This window comes from Pseudomonas sp. REST10, from assembly GCF_029542605.1.
In the GTDB taxonomy this organism is placed as follows: Bacteria; Pseudomonadota; Gammaproteobacteria; order Pseudomonadales; family Pseudomonadaceae; genus Aquipseudomonas; species Aquipseudomonas khazarica.
Genome location: NZ_CP035677.1, coordinates 2,885,221 through 2,906,206 on the forward strand (window position 1 = coordinate 2,885,221; position 20,986 = coordinate 2,906,206).

General features: G+C 66.9%; 15 protein-coding genes. 9 read left to right on the top strand and 6 right to left on the bottom strand.

Annotated elements, in window-relative coordinates:
- Positions 1-74 precede the first annotated feature (74 nt).
- Positions 75-1,640, bottom strand: a complete 1,566-nt coding sequence (gene peaA / locus EWH21_RS13645) for a quinohemoprotein amine dehydrogenase subunit alpha (protein WP_152488819.1) — start codon at positions 1,638-1,640, stop codon at positions 75-77.
- A gap of 401 nt (positions 1,641-2,041) precedes the next feature.
- On the opposite strand from peaA, the gene EWH21_RS13650 reads away from it, so the two are divergent.
- Positions 2,042-3,535 (top strand): aldehyde dehydrogenase family protein, encoded by a 1,494-nt coding sequence (locus EWH21_RS13650; protein WP_277698567.1) that lies wholly within the window; start codon positions 2,042-2,044, stop codon positions 3,533-3,535.
- 15 nt (positions 3,536-3,550) lie between these two features.
- Here EWH21_RS13650 and EWH21_RS13655 read toward each other — a convergent pair whose 3' ends face one another.
- Genes EWH21_RS13655 through EWH21_RS13670 form a run of 4 tightly spaced genes read right to left on the bottom strand, consistent with a single transcriptional unit; the run spans position 3,551 to position 9,162 of the window.
- The gene (locus tag EWH21_RS13655) at positions 3,551-4,852 is read right to left on the bottom strand and encodes a lycopene cyclase family protein (RefSeq protein WP_277698568.1); all 1,302 of its coding nucleotides are present in this window, start codon (positions 4,850-4,852) and stop codon (positions 3,551-3,553) included.
- Positions 4,849-5,517 carry a S8 family serine peptidase gene (locus EWH21_RS13660; protein WP_277700617.1) on the bottom strand — a complete coding sequence of 223 codons (669 nt, stop codon included), beginning with the start codon at positions 5,515-5,517 and terminating at the stop codon, positions 4,849-4,851. Before EWH21_RS13660 ends, EWH21_RS13655 begins: the two co-directional genes overlap by 4 nt.
- A gap of 2 nt (positions 5,518-5,519) precedes the next feature.
- Positions 5,520-7,235, bottom strand: coding sequence for an ABC transporter ATP-binding protein (locus EWH21_RS13665; RefSeq protein ID WP_277698569.1), 1,716 nt, complete (start codon positions 7,233-7,235; stop codon positions 5,520-5,522).
- 40 nt (positions 7,236-7,275) lie between these two features.
- Positions 7,276-9,162, bottom strand: a complete 1,887-nt coding sequence (locus tag EWH21_RS13670; RefSeq protein ID WP_152488823.1) for a sigma-54-dependent Fis family transcriptional regulator — start codon at positions 9,160-9,162, stop codon at positions 7,276-7,278.
- Between the two features lie 176 nt (positions 9,163-9,338).
- On the opposite strand from EWH21_RS13670, the gene EWH21_RS13675 reads away from it, so the two are divergent.
- The 8 genes from EWH21_RS13675 (at position 9,339) to EWH21_RS13710 (ending at position 19,765) form a co-directional block, all read left to right on the top strand.
- Positions 9,339-9,719 (top strand): MerR family DNA-binding transcriptional regulator, encoded by a 381-nt coding sequence (locus EWH21_RS13675; RefSeq protein WP_037047828.1) that lies wholly within the window; start codon positions 9,339-9,341, stop codon positions 9,717-9,719.
- Positions 9,720-9,754: 35 nt separating this feature from the next.
- Positions 9,755-10,918, top strand: coding sequence for an isovaleryl-CoA dehydrogenase (locus tag EWH21_RS13680; RefSeq protein WP_037047830.1), 1,164 nt, complete (start codon positions 9,755-9,757; stop codon positions 10,916-10,918).
- A gap of 144 nt (positions 10,919-11,062) precedes the next feature.
- Positions 11,063-12,670 carry a carboxyl transferase domain-containing protein gene (locus EWH21_RS13685; protein ID WP_277698570.1) on the top strand — a complete coding sequence of 536 codons (1,608 nt, stop codon included), beginning with the start codon at positions 11,063-11,065 and terminating at the stop codon, positions 12,668-12,670.
- 86 nt (positions 12,671-12,756) lie between these two features.
- Positions 12,757-13,557, top strand: coding sequence for a gamma-carboxygeranoyl-CoA hydratase (locus tag EWH21_RS13690; protein WP_277698571.1), 801 nt, complete (start codon positions 12,757-12,759; stop codon positions 13,555-13,557).
- On the top strand, positions 13,554-15,494 hold the full coding sequence (locus EWH21_RS13695; protein ID WP_277698572.1) for an acetyl/propionyl/methylcrotonyl-CoA carboxylase subunit alpha: 1,941 nt from the start codon (positions 13,554-13,556) through the stop codon (positions 15,492-15,494). The genes EWH21_RS13690 and EWH21_RS13695 overlap by 4 nt, the downstream gene beginning before the upstream one ends.
- A 317-nt stretch (positions 15,495-15,811) precedes the next feature.
- Entirely contained in the window at positions 15,812-16,711 is a 900-nt protein-coding gene (locus EWH21_RS13700) for a hydroxymethylglutaryl-CoA lyase (RefSeq protein ID WP_277698573.1), read from the top strand.
- A 71-nt stretch (positions 16,712-16,782) separates the two neighbouring features.
- Positions 16,783-18,738: an acetoacetate--CoA ligase gene (locus EWH21_RS13705; RefSeq protein WP_277698574.1), complete on the top strand. Its 1,956-nt coding sequence runs from the start codon at positions 16,783-16,785 to the stop codon at positions 18,736-18,738.
- A 268-nt stretch (positions 18,739-19,006) separates the two neighbouring features.
- Positions 19,007-19,765, top strand: coding sequence for an ABC transporter substrate-binding protein (locus tag EWH21_RS13710; protein ID WP_277698575.1), 759 nt, complete (start codon positions 19,007-19,009; stop codon positions 19,763-19,765).
- Here EWH21_RS13710 and EWH21_RS13715 read toward each other — a convergent pair.
- Positions 19,762-20,982: a PilT/PilU family type 4a pilus ATPase gene (locus EWH21_RS13715; RefSeq protein ID WP_175253973.1), complete on the bottom strand. Its 1,221-nt coding sequence runs from the start codon at positions 20,980-20,982 to the stop codon at positions 19,762-19,764. The genes EWH21_RS13710 and EWH21_RS13715 overlap by 4 nt on opposite strands.
- Between the last annotated feature and the right edge of the window lie 4 nt (positions 20,983-20,986).

Below are 20,986 nucleotides of genomic sequence, written 5' to 3' on the forward strand. Positions count from 1 at the left end.
GCGACCTCCCGGAAGTTTTCCCAATCGTCGTTGCGAATCCGGGCAGGGCGTGACCCCGCCCGGGCCGTTGCCCCTCAGGGCAGCGGCGGGTTGTTCCAACGCTGTACGGTAACGATCAGCTGGCCTTCACCCTTCTGGCCACCCTCCTCCAGCTCGGCGATCACCTTCAGGTTGCCGGCGTTGTTGGTCATCATCTTGCGCTGCGGGTTGGGACCAGCAGCGCCAGGGACGAACACGCCGTCCTTCTGCATCTGCCCGGCGAACTTCACGTCCTCGTCTTCCCTGGCGCGCTCATCGAAGGGCTGTACCGACCACTTGGCCGGCAGGTAGCCGATCCGGTAGGGCTGACCTTCGTCATCCCTGCCCCAGGCCTCGGCCTCGAAGCGGCCCTGCACCTTGGGCGTCGAACCACCGTTCTCGCCCACACGGGCGATGGAGAACGCGGGTACCACTTTCACTTCGGCGATGTCCTTGTACACCGCCAGGTCGACGCCCCCGAGATCGCCCAGCACGACGCTGCGACGGCCCGGCGCAGCCGTGGCTGCGGCCTTGACCCGCAACCGCACCTGCGTCGGGGTAGCCTCGAGCACCTTCACCACCTCGAGGCCCGCACCGAGCTGCGCGCGGCCCTGCAAGCCGCTGCCCACCAGGGTCAGCTCGACTTCGCTACCGGCCCTGACATACGCCGGCTGCACGGCCAGCAACCTGGCCTGGCCTTGCTGGGCGGCACTGAAGTCCAGACCACGCTCGTCATGCTCGGCATCGAACATGCGCCCTTTCATTTCGCCATTCAGGGCCGCGAAGACCTGGCGCATGCGGGTGTCACCGATCTTCACGTTGCCGCGCCATTCGTAGCCGTTGTAGAGAATGGCCGAACCGCCACCGACGAAGGGCGTGCCATCGGCGTACTGGCCGTTGACCTCGACCTTGAAGGTGTCACCCGTGTCGGCGCTCACCGTCATTACGCCCCGCACATCACCCTTGGCCAGCATGTGCCCACTGAACGCCCATTGGCCCAGCAACACCTTGGCCTCGGGTCTGGCCTTCTGCCATTCGGACCAGGCCTGGCTATCCAGCGGGTAGCGCTTGGCCAGCTCCGGCACCATCTCCGCGAGGGCGAGATCGAGCCAGTCGCGGTCACGGGCCTGTGCCTGGTACTCGAGAGACGGCCACTGCCCCAGATGGAAGTGGACGAGATGCTCCCACTCCTTGGCCGGCCGGCGCTGCAGGGCGACGCGGGCCCCGGAGTGGCAACGGCCACAGGTCTGGCTCAACTGCTCGTCGAACGTCTCGACCGTGTTCAGGCGACGCTCCATGGCGTAGCGCACCCCCTCGGTTTCATCCGGGGCCAGGCCCTGCTTGTCGGCCAGGTACTTGACCAGGGTGCGGCGCTCGTCATCGGCGATGTTCAGGCCATGCATCAGCTGCATGCGCGCGATGCTCATCAGCCAGCCCTCGGGGGTCTTGCGCTGGTGACTGATACGACTGATGGCGTCGCCGCCTTCGGGAATATGGCAGCCCACGCATTTGGACTCGAGGAGGGCTTGCCCCTCCTGCGCTGCCTGGGCCTGGGCGAGCATCAGCGAGGTCATGGCCAGAGCCAGGATGCCCGCATGCTGCCGGAGTCGAGTCGTCTTCAAGGTCAGACCTCCACGGTGTTGTTCTTATGATCCGCACCCCGAGCAGGTGCGCCTGGCCAGAGCAAATACACATTGCGTGCCACACAGGGACAAATGCATTCGCAGCAAGGACTTAGCGGTAAAACGAGGGTTTTCTGGCCGACGGGATCGAGCCTGCGGCGTCTAAATTCGCGACAGGCTGTTCCAGCTTGAGACGAACGCACCCAGGCTTCTCCGATGCGGGACGCCGAGGCCGTCCCAGGCCCGTCTCAGGCCGTCTCAATCTGCAACAGCGGGCTGCTGCGACAGAGCACGAATCTCCGAATCTTTTCTGTCCATATCAATCTCTTACCTCGCAGATCGAGCATTGGCACGAGGGTTGCGAAAGGTCATCGCGACTCCAATAAGCAGAGGTACCCCCAATGTTTGCCGACCTGCCCGTCCTGCCCCAGACCCACGCCTTCCTCAACCGCAAGCTGCAGATGCTGATCGGCGCCGAATGGTGCGACGCCATCAGCGGGGCCACCCTGGACTTTCGCAACCCGGCCAGCGGCGAGGTCATCGGTCAGGTGCCCTCGGCCAGTGCCGACGACGTCGACCGCGCCGTCCGCGCCGCCCGCCAGGCTTTCGATGACTCGGCCTGGAGCCGCATGCGCCCGCGCGACCGCCAGAACCTGCTGTGGCGCCTGGCCGAGCTGATGGAGCGCGATGCGCAGCAGCTGGCCGAGCTGGAGTGCCTGAATAACGGCAAGAGCGCCGCCGTGGCTCAGGTCATGGACGTGCAACTGGCCATCGACTTCCTCCGCTACATGGCCGGCTGGGCCACCAAGATCGAAGGCAGCACGGTCGAGCCCTCGCTGCCGCTGATGCCGGGCGAGGACTTCCATGGTTTCATCCGCCGCGAAGCCGTCGGCGTGGTGGGCGCCATCGTCGCCTGGAACTTCCCCTTGCTGCTGGCCTGCTGGAAGCTCGGCCCGGCACTGGCCACCGGCTGCACCCTGGTGCTCAAGCCTGCCGATGAAACGCCGCTGACCGCTCTCAAGCTGGCCGAGCTGGTGCTGGAGGCCGGCTACCCGGCCGGGGTGTTCAACGTGGTCACCGGCACCGGCCTCAATGCCGGCGTCGCCCTCACCCGCCATCCGGGTGTGGACAAGCTGACCTTCACCGGTTCGACCGAAGTGGGCAAGCAGATCGGCAAGGCCGCCATGGACAACATGACCCGCGTGACCCTGGAACTGGGCGGCAAGTCACCGACCATCGTCATGCCCGACGCCAACCTCGCCGAGGCCGCGGCCGGCGCTGCCAGCGCGATCTTCTTCAACCAGGGCCAGGTGTGCTGCGCCGGCTCGCGCCTGTACGTGCACCGCAAGCACTTCGACAATGTGGTTGCCGACATCGCCGGCATCGCCAACGGCATGAAACTGGGCAACGGCCTCGACCCCAGCGTGCAGATGGGCCCGCTTATCTCCGCCAGGCAGCAGGAGCGCGTCACCGGCTACATCGACCTCGGCCGCGAACTGGGTGCCACCATCGCCTGTGGTGGCGAGGGCTTCGGCCCAGGCTACTTCGTCAAGCCGACGGTGATCGTCGACGTCGACCAGCAGCATCGCCTGGTGCAGGAGGAGATCTTCGGCCCGGTGCTGGTCGCCATGCCGTTCGAGGACATCGACGAGGTCGTGCGCCTGGCCAACGACAACCCCTACGGCCTCGGCGCCAGCATCTGGTCCAACGACCTGGCCTCGGTGCACCGGATGATTCCGCGCATCCAGTCCGGCTCGGTCTGGGTCAACTGCCACAGCGCGCTCGATCCGGCCCTTCCGTTCGGCGGCTACAAGCTCTCCGGCGTTGGCCGGGAAATGGGCGCAGCCGCCATCGACCACTACACCGAGCTGAAGTCGGTGCTGATCAAGCTGTGACATGGTCCGGCCCGATCAGGGCCGGTAGCCCTGCTGCAGCAGCCAGCCCTGGACAGCCCGCCGCGATGCGGGTGCCAGAGCGGCCAGCGCAGCCTCCAGGCGCCCCTCCTGCAGGCTGCGCACGATGGGCGCCAGTGCCACGCCGTCGATGTGCCAGATCCCCAGCGGCTGATCGGCCGTCAGCACCACCTCGGCCTCATCGATCAGGCCATCGTTGAGCACCGGCATGCTCGCCACCTGCAGCCGGGCGATATCGGCGTCGACATGCAGTGGCTGTGCGTCCGGCCAGCCACGCCGCGCGCGCCAGAACGCAGCATCGGCCCAGCGCGGCTCCGCCGTATAGAAGTCACGCCCGGTCCGGGCGAAACGCATGAACAGATGCTCGATGCGCTGCTGGTGAAAGCGGCAGGCCAGTTGCGTGCGTTCGGGGTGCTGCAGCAGGGTGTTGATCACCGCCGGGGCCTGCAACGCCGAGGACAGCGACTGGAACACGCCGTTGCCCGATAACGGATCGACCGCCATCGCCGCATCGCCAACGCGAATCCAGCCCGGTCCCACCACCTGCCGGGGCAGAATCGCCGTGCTGCTGCGCGCATGCACCGGCGCAGCGGCGTTGGCCGAATCGCCGAACAAGGCCTGGACCAGCGCCGATGCCTGGCGCCGCGCCGCACAATAGGCTGGCAGTTCGTCGCGCGGGGGCAGTTCGGCGGCAGCGGCGTCCAGGGTGATCTGCCAGTAGCAACGGCCATCGGCCAGCGCCGCCATCCAGGACCAGCCATCTGCCAGGCTCTCGACGGCCGAGCCTGCACGGCCCGGCTCAGCCTGCCAGCTGCTGAGCAGACTGAGGGTCTCCGGCCCACGCAGGCGCCCTTCGCCCAGCGGTGCCTGACGTCCCCGGGCTTCCACCAGGAAGTCCGCCAGCAGCGACCGGCCATCCTCCAGCACGATCCGTTGCTGCTCGCCCTGTTGCCCGAGCTGGCGTATCCGCCCCTGCAGCAGCTCGACACCGGCGTCCGCCAGGTCGCGGCGCAGGGCCGCGTCGAACAGCCGGCGATCCAGCAGGCGCTCGTCGTTGAGCAGCTGGTCCACACCGCTCCAGCTTACCCGACGCGGCGTCGGCGGCGCCGCACTGGCCAGCGCCTGGTGCAGGCCGACCTGACGCAACCCCTCCAGTACCCGTGCGGACACCCCTTCCACCGCAGCGAAACGACGCCACTCGCTGATCACCCAGACCCGGTAGCCCAGGCGCTGCAAGCCCAGCGCCACCGCGCAGCCGGCGGGCCCTGCGCCGAGCACCGCGATCCGTGGCGCGTTCACCGGCGCCGCTCCGGGCCGACATGCGCCGCCTCATGGCGCAGCCAGTCGTACACCGCCTGCCGATCGGCGCGGCGATGCTGCGCCAGGTAGCCGGCGATCTGCCCGCTGAGCGCCGCGCAGGCCAGGCTGGCACCGGCCAGTCCCGAAGGACCGCGGACCTGGGCGCCGAAATCGGCCTGGGCGCTGTTCAGCCAGGACCACTGTCCGGCCTGACAACGGGCGTCGCCACTGATACGGATGACCCCGGGATAGCTGGCCGGGTAGACCGGCTTGCCCTGCGCCGGGCTGGCGGCGCAGAGGATCACGCCGGCGGCCTGCAGTTCGGCACAGGTCTCGCGCAGCACCGGGCGGTCACTGCGCAGACCCAGGCTCAGGTTGATCAGGCGCACGTCCTGCTCCAGCAGCCAGTACAGGGCCGCCGCGATCTGCAGCGGACTGGTCTGCCAATGCCCGGCGAACACCTGAGCGCTATAGATGCAAGCCCGCTCTGCCGGTGAGGACAGCGCATCGAGCACCGCAGTGCCATGCCCCAGGGCATCGGGCAGGGGCTCGCCCTGCTCCAGCACCTCGTGCTGCAGCCAGAAGCGCCGGGCATGGCTGACGCGGGTGGCCTGGTGCGGGGCGAATCCACTGTCGACGAAGCCGATGCGCAGCGTGCTGTCCATGCTCATGCCGGTTCCAGGCGCTGCAACCGGCCCTGCTGCAGACACAGGCTGAGGTCGGCCTCGCGCAGCGTCGATGGCCGGTGGCTGATCAGGATGCGCGTGCGCCCGGCGAAGAGCTGATCGATGGCGGCGATCACCTCGCGCTCGGTGGCCTCGTCCACCGCCGAGGTGGCCTCGTCGAGCACCAGGATGCGCGGCTCCTGCAGCAGCGCACGGGCAATGGCGATGCGCTGCCGCTGGCCGCCGGAGAGCTGCTGGCCACGCTCGCCCAGCGGACTGTCCAGGCCCTGTGGCAGGCTGGCGATCAGCTCGTCCAGGCGCGCCAGCCGGGCGACCCGTTGCAGCGCTTCGCGGCTGGCGCTCGGTGCGCTGTAGGAAAGGTTTTCTGCCAGGGTGCCGCGAAACAGCACGATATCCTGGCTGACCACCGCGATACTGCGGCGCAGGGCGAACAGGTCCAACTCGCGCAGGTCGATACCATCGAGCAGCACCCGGCCCTGGTCAGGATCATAGAAACGCTGCAGCAGATCGATCAGGGTCGACTTGCCCACCCCGGACGCGCCGCTGATCGCCACCTTGAGCCCCGCCGGGATCACCAGGTCGACGCCCCTCAACACTGCACCGCTGCGCTGCTCATGGCTGAAGTGCACGTCCTCCAGGCGCAGTTCCCCGCCCCCCTCGGCAAGGGGTGACGGCGCAGCGGGCTGGCGCACGCTGACCGGCTCCTGCTGCAGTTCCATGACCCGGCCGAGGCTGACGGTCATGCGCTGCAAGGCCACATACAGGCCCAGCAGGCTCTGCACCGGCCCGACGGCCATCCCCAGGTAGGTGGAGAACGCAATCAGCGCGCCCACCTGCCAGGTGCCCTGGATGACCCAGTAGCCACCGATCAGAAAGGCGCAGGCGCGTGACAACGAGGTCAGGGTGCCGGGCAACGCGTGGGTGAAGAACTCCGTCACCTGCACCTTGAGCAACTGGCGCATGTAGCCCTGGCCCAGCCCCTCCAGGCGCGCGGACTCACGCTGCTGGGCAGCGCTGGCCTGGATGAACTTCATCGCCGGCAGGGTCTCGACCAGGAACGACGAGACATCCGCCGAGCGCTCGCGCAGGCTGCGCACCTCGCGCTCGACCTTGCGCCGCATCCAGCGCAACCAGAGAACCTCGAGGGGGATCAGCAGCGCCAGCAGCAACGACAGCTGCCAGGACAGGACCAGCATCAACGCCACCGCGCCGAGCAGGCCGATGACGCTGGAGACGGCGGAGAACAGCGAGTCCACGGCAAAACGCTGGATTTCCGCCACGTCGCCATCGAGCCGCGAAAGGATGTCGCCCAGCCGCTTGCGCCCGTAGAAGGCCGGCGACAGCTGCTGCAGGTGGCGATACAGGTCATCGCGCAGAGCGAACAGGATGCGCCCGGACAAACCTGTATGCAGGTAACGATTGATACCGGACAACAGGGTACCGAGGATGCCGACCGCTACCATGGCCAGCGCCACCTGCAGCAGGCGCGGGAAATCCCTGGCCAGCAAGCCGTCGTCGATCAGGCTCTTGGTCAGCCACGGCTGCGCCAGCACCAGCAGCGAGGCGCACAGCGACAGCCCGAGCAAGGCCGCGATGGCACGCCGGTGCGGCCTGACGAAGCCGAACAGCCAGGCCAGCGATCGGCGCAACAGTTCGGGGTCGTGGGTATCGACCAGCCGGGTCAGCAATCTGGACATGGCCGCCCCGCTACAGCACCCGCAGCAAGGGGGTGAGCCATCATTTGCCCATCTGCTTGAGCTTGCGATACAGGGTCGCCCGGCTGATGCCCAGGGCATCGGCCGCGGCGGAGACATTGCCCTGGTGGCGCTCCAGGCTGGTGCGGATCAGCTCCATCTCGTTCTCGCGGATGCTGCCACTCTGCCGGCAACTGCCGGTCAGTTCATCAAGCAGGCTGTCCGTGAGGTGATCCAGGCCGATGACCGTTTCGCCCTCCTCGCGCATCGCCAGCGCCGCGCGCAGGACCATTTCCAGCTGGCGGATGTTGCCCGGCCAGTCGTAGCTGCCGAGCAGCTCGGCCAGCGGCCTGTCCAGGGTCACATGAGCGGCTCCATGCCTGTGCAGCACGCTCGCCACCATCTGTTCCAGGTCGCTTCGCTCGCGCAGGGCCGGCAGGCGCAGGCTGACACCGTTGATACGGTAGTAGAGGTCTTCGCGGAAGTGTTTTTCCAGCACCAGGCGTTTGAGGTCATGGTGGGTCGCGCAGATCAGCGCCACGTCGATGTCCTGTTCTTCGGCTGCGCCCAGCGGCGCGACCTTGCGTTCCTGCAGGACGCGCAGCAGACGCGCCTGCAAGGCCAGCGGCATGTCACCGATCTCATCGAGAAACAGCGTGCCGCCCTGGGCCTGCATCAGGCGCCCGACCATGCCGCCACGGCGCGAGCCGGTGAAGGCGCCCTCGCGGTAACCGAACAGTTCGGATTCGATCAGCCCCTCGGGGATCGCGGCGCAGTTCACCGCGACGAAGGGTTTGTCCGCCCGCCGCCCCGACTGGTGCAGGGCACGGGCCACCACCTCCTTGCCGGTACCGGTCTCGCCCAGCAACAGCACGGGCAAGTCGCTGGCCAGGCCCTGGCGCGCCATGCGCAAGGCTCGTGCGTAACGGGTGTCCTGCCCGGCCAGGTCTTCCAGCGCTCGGGCAACGGCACCCGGGCGGGTACGCGGCGGTACTCCCGTACCCGGGCTGGCAGGTCGGGGAACCTGCAACGTGCGAAAGAAGAACTCGCCCTTGGCGGTCTGCACGCTGCTGATGCCACCCTGGAGCAGGCGCGCGATGAACTGCGGCGAGCGCTCGCCGATCAGCTCGCTGGCGCGACGCCCGGTGAGCGTCTCACGCGACAGCTGGAGCAACTCGCACGCCCGCTCGTTGGCAGCGAGGACCTCGCCATCCAGGCTCAGTGCCAACAGTCCATGCCAGGCGCTGCCGAGGTATTGCGGGCGGCTGTGGAAGGCCAGTACCAGATGGTCCGGATAGCACAGGCCGAACAGCCGGCTTTCGATGTTGCCAGCCGCCAGCATCAGCATGGTCAGGCTGTCCTGGGGTTGCGCCATGATGCCTTCGCGGGTCACGTCAAGAACGCCGACGATCCGTCCCTGGGGGTCACGCAACGGCACCGAGGTGCAGGAGAAAGGGCTCAGGCGATCGAGGTAATGCTCGCCGCAGTTGATCAGCGTCGGCCGGCCCTCGACGACGGCCGTGCCGATGGCGTTGGTGCCACACAGGGTTTCGCTCCAGCAACTGCCGGGACGCAGGTCACGCAGCCCCGGTTGCTTGAGGTAGTCGTCAGGGCCTTCGATGGCCAGGACATTGGCCTGGGCATCACCCAGTATCACCAGGCCACCGCGCCCCTGCTGCGTCACCAGGTACTCCATCTCCGGAGTCGCGGCATCGATGAGCATGCGATTGTCGTCGAGCAGCAAGCGCAGGTCGTGGAAGAAATCGCTGCGCTCGCCCTCCAGGCAATCGAGCCCATGGCCCAGGCTGCGCCGCCACGACGCGTCGATCTCTTCGCGCAGTACGCCTGGCGGAAGCTGGCCGTCGGCGACCAGGCGCAGGCGAGCCTGTCGTGAATCCTTGAGTGGGTCTGTCTGGAAGCTCTGCGCCATATCTCGCTCCAACTCGGCAGCCTCGTGCACCGGTAAAGGTCTACACCCAGGACTCGAGCCCGTAAAGGGTGCCTGCCCTGGCAAGCACAAGTGATGCCACTCTCGGGCCCCTCGGGGGTGTTGACAGGAAGATTCGCACAAGCTTACGTTAACGTAAAGGTAAACGAGAAAACCCCATGCCCACGACTTTTTCGATCTCCGATCTGGCCCGCGAGCTGGACGTCACCACCCGCGCCATCCGCTTTTATGAAGAGCAAGGCATGCTCAGTCCCGAGCGGCGTGGCCAGGAGCGCATCTACTCGCCCAAGGACCTGGTCGCCCTGAAGCTGATCCTGCGGGGCAAGCGCATCGGTTTCTCGCTGGCCGAGTGCAAGGAACTGATCGACCTCTACGACCCCAGCGGCGGCAACCGCAAGCAGCTGGAAACCTTCATGAACAAGATCGCCGCCCGCCGCGCCCAGCTCGAGCAGCAGCTGCTCGACATCCAGCAGATGCAGCTCGAACTGGATACCGCGGAGGAACGCTGTCTGGCGGCACTCGCCGAGACGAACAGCTGATCCCCTTTCAACAAATACAAGACACAGGTGGAACCATGAGCTACCCAACCCTGAATTTCGGCCTCGGCGAGACCATCGACATGCTGCGCGATGCCGTGCACCACTTCGCCCAGGTGGAGCTGGCCCCGCGCGCCGCACAGATCGACCGCGACAACGAGTTCCCCATGGACATGTGGCGCAAGTTCGGCGACATGGGCCTGCTCGGCATGACCGTCGACGAGCAGTACGGCGGCACCAACATGGGTTACCTGGCCCACGTCGTGGCGATGGAAGAGATCAGCCGCGCATCGGCCTCCGTCGGCCTGTCCTACGGCGCGCACTCCAACCTGTGCGTCAACCAGATCCACAAGAACGGCAGCCACGAGCAGAAGCTCAAGTACTTGCCTGGCCTGTGCTCCGGCGAACATGTCGGCGCCCTGGCCATGAGCGAGCCCAATGCCGGCTCCGACGTGGTGTCGATGAAACTGCGCGCCGAGAAGCGCGGCGACCGCTACGTGCTCAACGGCAACAAGATGTGGATCACCAACGGTCCGGATGCCCACACTTACGTGATCTACGCCAAGACCGACGTCAACGCCGGCTCGCGCGGCATGACCGCGTTCATCGTCGAGCGCGACTTCAAGGGCTTCTCCCGTCACCAGAAACTCGACAAGCTGGGCATGCGCGGTTCCAACACCTGCGAGCTGCTGTTCGAGGACTGCGAAGTGCCGGAGGAGAACGTGCTCGGTGCCGAGGGCGGTGGCGTGCGCGTGCTGATGAGCGGCCTGGACTACGAACGTACCGTGCTCTCCGGCGGGCCGACCGGGATCATGAGCGCCTGCATGGACGTGGTGCTGCCCTACGTGCACGAGCGCCAGCAGTTCAAGCAGTCGATCGGCGAATTCCAGCTGGTGCAGGGCAAGCTGGCCGACATGTACGCCGGCATGAACGCCTCCAAGTCCTACCTGTACAACGTCGCCCGCGCCTGTGACCGTGGCGAGGAATCACGCAAGGACGCCGCCGCGGTGATCCTCTACACCGCCGAGATGGCCACCAGGATGGCGCTGGACACCATCCAGCTGCTCGGCGGCAACGGCTACACCAACGAGTACCCGGCCGGCCGCCTGCTGCGTGACGCCAAGCTCTACGAGATCGGCGCCGGCACCAGCGAAATCCGCCGCATGCTGATCGGCCGCGAGCTGTTCAACGAAACAAAATAACCCTCAAACAACGCGGACAGTCCCCTCTCCCACTTGTGGGAGAGGGTTAGGGAGAGGGCCGGAGGTGCTAGCACCACCCTCTCCCCCAGCCCCTCTCCCGTGAACGGGAGAGGGGAGCTAAAACCTGCAATTCGGAGTGCGCCCATGGCCATCCTGCACACCCAGATCAACACCCGTTCGCCCGAGTTCGCCGCCAACCAGGCCGCCATGCTCGCCCAGGTGGACGACCTGCGCGCCCTGCTCGCCCGTGTTCAGCAGGGCGGCGGAACCAAGGCGCAGGAGCGCCATACCGCGCGCGGCAAGCTGCTGCCGCGCGAACGCATCAACCGCCTGCTCGATGCCGGCTCGCCCTTCCTCGAGATCGGCCAGCTCGCCGCCCATGACGTCTACGGCGAGGACGTGCCGGCAGCCGGGGTGATCGCCGGCATCGGCCGTGTAGAGGGCGTGGAATGCATGATCGTGGCCAACGACGCCACGGTGAAAGGCGGCTCCTACTACCCGCTGACGGTGAAGAAGCACCTGCGCGCCCAGGCCATCGCCCGCGAGAACCGCCTGCCGTGCATCTACCTGGTGGACTCCGGCGGCGCCAACCTGCCGCGCCAGGACGAGGTATTCCCGGATCGCGAACACTTCGGCCGCATCTTCTTCAACCAGGCCAACATGAGCGCCCTGGGCATCCCGCAGATCGCCGTGGTGATGGGCTCCTGCACCGCTGGCGGCGCCTATGTGCCGGCGATGAGCGACGAGACCATCATGGTCCGCGAGCAGGCCACCATCTTCCTCGCCGGCCCGCCACTGGTGAAGGCCGCCACCGGCGAGGTGGTCAGCGCCGAGGAACTGGGCGGCGCCGACGTGCACTGCAAGACCAGCGGCGTTGCCGACCACTATGCCGAGGACGACGAACATGCCCTGGCCCTGGCCCGGCGCAGCATCGCCAACCTGAACTGGCGCAAGCTCGGCCAGCTGGACAACCGTGCGCCCATCGCCCCTCGCCATGCGGCCGAGGAGCTGTACGGGGTGATTCCAGCCGATGCCAAGCAGCCGTTCGACGTGCGCGAAGTCATCGCCCGTATCGTCGACGACTCGCAGCTGGATGAGTTCAAGGCGCTGTTCGGTACCACGCTGGTGTGCGGTTTCGCCCGCATCAACGGTTACCCGGTGGCGATCCTGGCGAACAACGGCATTCTCTTCGCCGAATCGGCGCAGAAAGGCGCGCACTTCGTCGAGCTGGCCTGCCAGCGCGGTATCCCGCTGCTGTTCCTGCAGAACATCACCGGCTTCATGGTGGGCAAGAAGTACGAGGAAGGCGGCATCGCCAAGCATGGCGCCAAGCTGGTCACCGCCGTGGCCTGTGCCCAGGTGCCGAAGTTCACCGTGATCATCGGCGGCAGCTTCGGCGCCGGCAACTACGGCATGTGCGGCCGCGCCTACGACCCACGCTTCCTGTGGATGTGGCCCAACGCGCGCATCGGCGTGATGGGCGCGCAACAGGCCGCAGGCGTGCTGGTGCAGGTCAAGCGCGAACAGGCGCAACGCGCCGGGCAGCCTTTCGGCGATGACGAGGAACAGCGCCTGAAGCAGCCCATCGTCGAGCAGTACGAGCACCAGGCGCACGCCTTCTACTCCAGTGCCCGGCTGTGGGACGACGGCGTGATCGACCCGGCACAGACCCGCGACGTGCTCGCCCTGGCGCTGTCCGCCAGCCTCAATGCGCCGATCGAGCCGACCCGTTTCGGCGTGTTCCGCATGTAAAGCAGCCGGTAGGAGCCCGCTTGCGGGCGATCAGCAGCATCGCCGGCAAGCCGGCTCCTACACCGCAGATCTGAGAGCGACGAGATATGACCGACTTCACCACCGTACAGCTTGAAACCGATACACGCGGCTTCGCCACCCTGTGGCTGAACCGGGCGGAAAAGAACAACGCCTTCAACGCCGAGATGGTTCGCGAGCTGATCCTCGCCCTCGATGCCGTGGGCGAAGACAAGAGCCTGCGCTTCCTCCTCCTGCGTGGCCGCGGCAAGCACTTCTCGGCCGGCGCCGACCTGGCCTGGATGCAGCAAGCGGCCGGGCTCGACTACAACGCCAACCTGAATGACGCGCGCGAGCTGGCAGAGCTGATGTACAACCTCGCCGCACTGAAGATTCCCACCCTCGCCGTGGTGCAAGGGGCGGCGTTCGGCGGCGCGGTGGGCCTGGCCAGTTGCTGCGACCTGGCCATCGGTAGCGAGGACGCGCTGTTCTCCCTCTCCGAAGTGCGCATCGGCCTGGCCCCGGCGGTGATCAGCCCGTTCGTGGTGCAGGCCATCGGCGAACGCGCGGCCAGGCGCTATGCCCTGACTGCCGAGCGCTTCGACGGCAAGCGCGCCCGCGAACTGGGCCTGCTCGCCGAGTGCTACCCCGCTGATGAACTGGAGTCGCAGGTCGATGCCTGGGTCGCCAACCTGCTGCTGAACAGCCCGCAGGCCATGCGCGCCAGCAAGGACCTGCTGCGCGAAGTGGCCAGCGGTGAGCTGACCCCGGCCCTGCGTCGCTACACCGAGAATGCCATCGCCCGGATCCGCATCAGCCCCGAGGGCCAGGAAGGACTCCGAGCCTTCCTGGAAAAACGCACGCCAGCCTGGCAGGAGCCGCAAGCATGAAGCCCACCCATATCGATACCCTGCTGGTCGCCAACCGGGGCGAGATCGCCTGCCGGGTGATGCGCACGGCCAAGGCCATGGGCATCCACACCGTGGCCGTGCACAGCGCCATCGACGCCGAGGCACGGCATGTCCGGGAAGCCGACATGGCGGTCGATCTCGGCGGCGCCAAGCCCGCCGACAGCTACCTGCTGATCGACCGGATCATCGCCGCCGCCAAGGCCAGCGGTGCCCAGGCCATCCATCCCGGCTATGGCTTCCTCTCGGAGAACGCCGGTTTTGCCCAGGCCATCGAGCAGGCCGGGCTGGTCTTTCTCGGCCCGCCCGCCTCGGCCATTGAGGCGATGGGCAGCAAGTCCGCCGCCAAGTCGCTGATGGAAGCGGCCGGCGTGCCGCTGGTGCCCGGCTACCATGGCGACAAGCAGGACCTCGAGACCTTCCGCGAGGCCGCCGCACGCATCGGCTACCCGGTGCTGCTCAAGGCAGCTGCCGGCGGCGGCGGCAAGGGCATGAAGGTCGCCGAGTCGGAGGCGCAACTGGGCGAAACCCTGGCATCCGCCCAGCGCGAGGCGCAGTCGGCCTTCGGCGATTCGCGCATGCTGGTGGAGAAGTACGTGCTCAAACCCCGCCATGTGGAGATCCAGGTCTTCGCCGACCGACATGGCAACTGCCTGTATCTCAACGAACGCGACTGCTCGATCCAGCGGCGCCATCAGAAGGTGGTCGAGGAAGCCCCCGCCCCCGGCCTGAGCACCGAATTGCGCCGTGCCATGGGCGAGGCAGCGGTCAAGGCCGCACAGGCCATCGGCTATGTCGGTGCGGGTACGGTGGAATTCCTGCTCGACGAGCGCGGCGACTTCTTCTTCATGGAAATGAACACGCGCCTGCAGGTCGAGCACCCGGTCACCGAGGCCATCACCGGCCTCGACCTGGTGGCCTGGCAGATTCGTGTCGCCCGTGGCGAGCCGCTGCCGATCAGCCAGCAACAGGTGCCGCTGAACGGCCACGCCATCGAGGTGCGCTTGTATGCCGAAGACCCGGAGCATGACTTCCTGCCGGCCACCGGCACCCTGGCGCTCTACCGCGAAGGCGCGGCCGGCGACGGTCGCCGCTTCGACAGCGGCGTGGCCGAGGGCGACAGCGTTTCGCCCTTCTACGATCCCATGCTGGGCAAGCTGATCGCCTGGGGCGAGGACCGCGAACAGGCACGCCTGCGCCTGCTGGCCATGCTCGACGAAACCCTGGTCGGCGGCGTCAGGACCAACCTCGCATTCCTGCGCCGCATCCTGTCCCATCCGGCGTTCGCCGCCTGCGAACTGGATACCGGCTTCATCCCCCGCCACCAGCAGCAGCTGCTGCCCAGCCCCGGCGAACTGCCGGCGCGCTTCTGGCGGCTCGCCGCCGACGCCTGGGTGCAGACCGAGGCGGCCCTGCAGCGTGCCGACGACAGCCACTCGCCCTGGGCCACCCGCAGTGGCTGGCGCAGCGCCGGGGCGGCAGAAGTCGACCTGCACCTGAGCTGCCAGGGCACAAACCGCAAGGTGCGCGCCGGCAACCAGGCGCATTTCGATGACGACACCCTGCAGACGGATATCGAAGGCACGCGCCAGCGCCTGCGCTGCATGCGCCGTGGCGATACCCTCTACCTGCAATGGCACGGCGAGTTGCACGCCATCACCCGCTTCGACCCCATCGCGGCGGCCGAGGCCAGCCATGCCCAGCACGGCGGCCTGGGCGCGCCCATGAACGGCAGCATCGTCCGTGTGCTGGTCGAGGCCGGCCAGGCGGTCGAGGCCGGCACCACCCTGGTGGTGCTGGAGGCGATGAAGATGGAACACAGCATCCGCGCGCCCGAAGCTGGCACGGTCAAGGCGCTGTATTGCTGCGAAGGGGAAATGGTCAGCGAAGGCACAGTGCTGGTGGAACTCGACTCGTAGGGTGGATCACGCTGCACCGATCCACCATCAGGGCACCCACCCGCATCGCGGTGGACATGAAAGGCGATGTCCACCCTACGCACGGATTGAACGCGAACCGTAGGGTGGATCACGCTGCATCGATCCACCATCAGGGTCCCCACCCGCATCGGGGCAGACATGAAAGGCGATGTCCGCCCTACGCACTGATTGAGCTCGAACCGTAGGGTGGATCACGCTGTATCGATCCACCACAAGGGCACCCACCCGTATCGAGGAGGACATGAAAAGCGATGTCCACCCCATGCGTTACAACCGGATATCGACGAGGAAACCCGATGAACCTGCCCCACTCCGTGCGCCTGGTCGAAGTAGGCCCGCGCGACGGCCTGCAGAACGAGAAACAGCCGATCAGCGTCGCCGACAAGGTGCGCCTGGTCGATGACCTGAGCGCCGCCGGCCTGCGCTACATCGAAGTCGGCAGCTTCGTCTCGCCCAAATGGGTGCCACAGATGGCCGGCTCCGCCGAGGTGTTCAGCGGCATCCAGCGCCGGCCAGGCATCACCTATGCGGCGCTCACCCCCAACCTCAAGGGCTTCGAGGCCGCGCTGGAGGCGAAGGTGGAGGAAGTGGCGGTGTTCGCCGCAGCCAGCGAAGCCTTCTCGCAGAAGAACATCAACTGCTCCATCGCCGACAGCCTGCAGCGCTTCGTGCCGCTGCTGGAGGCGGCCAAGGCCGCCAAGGTGCGCGTGCGTGGCTACGTCTCCTGCGTGCTGGGCTGCCCCTACGACGGCGACGTCGCCCCGCTGCAGGTTGCCGCAGTGGCCCGCGAGCTTCATGCCATGGGCTGCTACGAGGTTTCGCTGGGCGATACCATCGGCACCGGCACCGCCGGCAAGACCCGCGTGCTGCTCGACGTAGTCAGCCGCGACGTTCCGCGTGAGCGGCTGGCCGGGCACTTCCATGACACCTACGGCCAGGCCCTGGCCAACATCTACGCCAGCCTGCTCGAAGGCATCAGCGTGTTCGACAGCTCGGTCGCCGGGCTCGGCGGCTGCCCCTACGCCAAGGGCGCCACCGGCAACGTCGCCAGCGAGGATGTGCTCTACCTGCTGCAGGGCCTGGGCATCGACACCGGCGTGGACATGGACGGCTTGATCGCCGCTGGCCAGCGCATCTGCCAGGTACTGGGCAAGGCCAACGGTTCACGCGTGGCACGCGCGCGCCTGAGTCACTAGCGCCGGGAGACGATGAGGCCCGGCGGTCGAGCTAAGCTGAAGGCTGAGCACGACGACCACGAGGACTCATCATGCCGCAACCTCTGTGGAGACCCTGCGCCGAACGTGTCGCGGCCAGCCGCATGGAAGCCCTGCGCCACTTCGTCAACCACCGCCACGCCCTGCAGTTGGCCGACTACCCCGCCCTGCACGCCTGGAGCGTCGCGCAGCGCGAGGCGTTCTGGCAGGCCATCGCCGATGTCTTCGACGTGCGCTGGCACGCCCGCGCCGAGTGCGTGTTGCGCGAAGGCCCGGCCATGCCGGATGCGCAGTGGTTTCCCGGCGCCACCCTGAACTTCGCCGAACACCTGCTGCGCCGCCGCGACGGCCACCCGGCGCTGGTGGCCGTGAGCGAAGACGGTCGCCGCGAGCAGCTCAGCTACGCGCAACTGGCCGCCCATGTCGCCGGCCTGCAACGCAGCCTGCGCGATGCCGGCGTCGGCGTAGGCGACCGGGTGGCGGCGTTCATGCCCAATACCTGGCAAACGGTGGTGGGCATGCTGGCCAGTGCCAGCCTGGGCGCCATTTGGTCAAGCTGCTCACCCGACTTCGGCACCCAGGGCGTGATCGACCGCTTCGGCCAGATCGAACCCAAGGTGCTGATCGCCGCTGCCGGCTACCGTTATGCCGGCAAGGATCTGGACCTGACCACCAAGCTGGGCGAGATCCTGGAGCGACTGCCCAGCCTGGAGCAGCTGCTGATCGTGCCGTACACGCGCCTGCAGGCCAGCCCCGAGGATTACAGGTCATCCGCGCAGATCAGCCTGTGGCAGGACTTCTACCAGCCCGGCGGCGCGCCGCAGTTCGTCCCGCTCGCCTTCTCCCAGCCGCTGTACATCCTCTACTCCAGCGGTACCACCGGTGTGCCCAAGTGCATCGTCCATGGCGTCGGTGGCACGCTGCTGCAACACCTCAAGGAACTGGGCCTGCATACCGACCTGGGCGCCGACGACACCCTGTTCTACTACACCACCTGCGGCTGGATGATGTGGAACTGGCTGGTATCCGGCCTGGCACTGGGCGCCACCCTGGTGCTCTACGACGGATCGCCGCTGCACCCCGAGCCCACCCGCCTGATCGACCTGATCGACGCCGAGGGCATCTCCGTGTTCGGCAGCAGCGCCAAGTTCATCGCCGCGCTGGAGAAGGCCGGCGTCAAACCACGGGAAAGCCATCGCCTGACGACACTCAGGACCCTGCTGTCCACCGGCTCGCCGCTGGCGCACGAGAGCTTCGACTACGTCTATCGCGATGTGAAGCGCGATGTCTGCCTGTCCTCGATCTCCGGTGGCACCGACATCGTCTCCTGCTTCGCCCTGGGCAACCCGACCCTGCCGGTATGGCGCGGCGAACTGCAGTGCAAGGGCCTGGGCATGGACGTGCAGGTATGGGACGAGGACGCCCGACCGCTGCATGGCGCCAAGGGCGAGCTGGTCTGCGCCCGGCACTTTCCATCGATGCCGCTCGGTTTCTGGAACGATGCCGATGGCGAAAGATTCCGCTCGGCCTACTTCACCACCTTCCCCGGCGTCTGGGCGCACGGCGACTACGCCGAGGAGACCGCGCACGGCGGCCTGATCATCCACGGTCGCTCCGATGCCGTGCTCAACCCCGGCGGGGTGCGCATCGGCACCGCGGAAATCTACCGCCAGGTGGAAAAGGTACCGAGCGTGCTGGAGTCCATCGCCATCGGCCAGGAGTGGGATGGCGATGTGCGCGTCGTGCTGTTCGTGCGCCTGCGCGATGGCGCGACCCTGGACGACGCCCTGCGCGACGAGATTCGCCAGGTGATCCGCGCCAACACCACACCACGCCACGTACCGGCGCGAATCGTTCAGGTCGCTGACATTCCCCGCACCATCAGCGGCAAGATCGTCGAACTGGCCGTGCGCAATGTCGTTCATGGGCGGCCGGTGAAGAACACCGATGCGCTGGCCAACCCCCAGGCACTGGAGCTGTATCGCGATCTGGCGCAGCTGCAGAACTGAAATCCCGCATCAGTCTGCAACGAGCAGCACGGCGCGAACACGCCAGCCGAACCGGGAAAATGCCGGCAAATCCCCGTGCCAGAGCCTTCGCGCAACACAGGCAAGCGCACCGAGTAATGGCAATTAGCCTTCAGGCATATTTGTTCATTATAATGACGCCATTTTCCCGACGAGCACCTGCCCGGCCGCACCACCTGCCAGTCACGGAGACTCACGGACCCCAGGGTAATAGCCGCTTGCGTCTATTGTTTCTCCACTGAACAACAGGATGTTCACCGTGCCTCATTTCAAACACCTGCTGTTTGTCCTGACGTTGAGCGTTGCCGTCTGTGCAGCGGCAGCAGGGCCGGTGAAGCTGTACCTGCCCGACGCCCCGCCGCTGACCTTTCACGACTATGAAGGCGGCAACGGCATGGTCGGTGACGTGGTGCTGGCCGCCGCCGCCCGCAGCGGTCGCCTGACCGAAATCATCGCCGAGCCCTGGTTGCGGGCGCAGGCCACCGTGAGCAAGGGCAAGGACCTGCTGATCATCCCGCTGTCACGAACCCCGCAGCGCGAGGCGCGCTACACCTGGATAGCCCCGATCATGCTGCTCGAGCGCGCCTTCTTCAGCCTCGACGAGCCGGTGGCCAGCTTCGCCGAGGCGCGCCGGCGCTACCAGCGCATCGGTGTCGGGCTGGGCACTGCACAGGTGGAGACGCTGCGCCGCGAGGGTTTCGCGGAGCAGCAGATCGTGCAGACCCGGCTTGGCGAGAACCCGGCCCGCCTGCTCGAACTGCGGCGCATCGATGCCTGGTTCACCGGCATCGACGAGGCGCTGTACATCTGGCACAAATCGGCGGCGCGCCGGCACGAGCTGCGCATGAGCCCACCCCTGGTAAGCACCGACCTCTACCTGGCCTGCTCGCTCGACTGCGACCGCCAGCTGGTGACGCAGCTGCGCGACGCCATCGCCCAGCTCGACCACAACGGCGTCAGCCAGCGGCTACGCCAGGCCTACCGCCCAATGCTCTGGCCCAAGCCCTAGATACCCTGGCGCCCCGGATCCTCCGGCGGCTGCTCTTCCTCGATGTCCTCCAGCTTCAGTTCCAGCCCCCAGTCGCCCGCCTCGGCGGCCTTCGGCGCTGCAGCCGGCGCCGCCACCGGAGCCGCTGCGACGGGCGCGGGCTTGGCATTGGCCGGGTTGTCGCGGTAGAGCTTGAGCTTCAGGCGCACGTTGTTCGCCGAGTCGGCGTTCTTCACCGCCTCCTCCTCGTCGATGGCGCCGTCGTGCACCAGGTCGATCAACGCCTGGTCGAAGGTCTGCATGCCGAGGTTCTTCGACTTCTCCATGATCTCCTTGAGCTCGGAGAATTCGTTGCGCTTGATCAGGTCACGCACCGTCGGCGTCCCCAGCATCACCTCCACCGCCGCGCGGCGCTTGCCGTCAATGGTCTTGACCAGGCGCTGGGAAACAAAAGCCTTGAGGTTGTTGCCCAGGTCATTGAGCAACTGCGGGCGACGCTCCTCAGGGAAGAAGTTGATGATGCGGTCCAGCGCCTGGTTGGCGTTGTTGGCATGCAGGGTGGAAATCGCCAGGTGCCCGGTGTCGGCGAAGGCCAGTGCGTGCTCCATGGTCTCGCGGTCGCGGATCTCGCCGATCAGGATCACGTCCGGCGCCTGGCGCAGGGTGTTCTTCAGCGCTGCATGGAAGCTGCGCGTATCCACGCCCACCTCGCGCTGATTGATGATCGACTTCTTGTGCCGGTGCACGTACTCCACCGGGTCTTCGATGGTGATGATATGGCCACCGCTGTTGCGGTTGCGGTAATCGATCAGCGCCGCCAGCGAGGTCGACTTGCCCGAACCGGTGCCGCCAACGAACAACACCAGGCCGCGCTTCTCCATCACCGTGCTGAGCAGGACCTCGGGCAGCTTGAGGTCTTCGAAGCGTGGAATCTCCATCTTGATGTTGCGCGCGACGATGGACACCTCGTTGCGCTGCTTGAAGATGTTGATGCGGAAACGACCGACCCCGGCCAGCGAGATCGCCAGGTTCATTTCCAGTTCGCGCTCGAACTCCTCGCGCTGCGCGCTATCCATGACCGAATCCGCGATGGCGGCCACGTCCCCCGCCTTCAGCGGCTCCTGGCTGAGCGCCTTGAGCACGCCATTGAACTTGGCACAGGGCGGCGCGCCGGTGGAGAGATAGAGGTCGGAACCGTCCTGCGTGGACAGGACTTTCAGCATTGCAGGGAGATCCATGGCG